The organism is Halorubrum sp. Atlit-8R (genome assembly GCF_003666025.1).
Classification (GTDB): Archaea; Halobacteriota; Halobacteria; order Halobacteriales; family Haloferacaceae; genus Halorubrum; species Halorubrum salinarum.
On record NZ_QPLV01000040.1, the window covers coordinates 1 to 513 of the forward strand.

The following is a 513-nucleotide window of genomic DNA, read 5'->3' on the forward strand; positions in this document are numbered from 1 at the left end:
CAGCGTTGATTGTGGCGGCGTGAGGGGCCTGCTGTCGATCCTCGGGGGAGCACGCGAGGAGTTGGGGCACTTCATCGACGAGTCGGAACGGACCCTCAAAGACGGTGACTTGGGACGATCTGCTGCGCCACATCTGAATTCCGGGCGGGAACCGTCGCGAACGGCGGATTTCTGAGTAAACTCAACTCGAATCAGTCACCGTGCATAGACGCTTGGTGGGTCCGGATGCCGGTAAGAGAACGAGTCTTGAACTCGCAGTCATTACATTTGAATGGGGTTGCCCAGTGCTCTACAGTTTGCCAAGTCGCGGCTGGTGGTCCGTGGTGAGTGTTCTGTCCTTCTACTTTTCCTTCTTCTTTCAGGTGGTTGAGCCTTTGTGTGGTGATTCCTCGAGTTCTGTCGAGTTCTTCCATCAGAGTCTCAACTGTGACTGGCTCATTTTCGTGGACTGTTTTCAGGAACGACAGAGTGCTGTGCTGGTGGAAGTTGACCCCTGGTGTTCTTTGCACGATC

Annotated in this window: 1 protein-coding gene; it reads right to left on the reverse strand. The window is 54.8% G+C overall.

All coding sequences use genetic code 11. The features are described from left to right. Positions 1-191: 191 nt before the first annotated feature. Positions 192-513 (reverse strand): hypothetical protein (locus tag DVK05_RS17635; protein WP_233562245.1); only part of this gene is annotated, 322 nt, incomplete at its 5' end.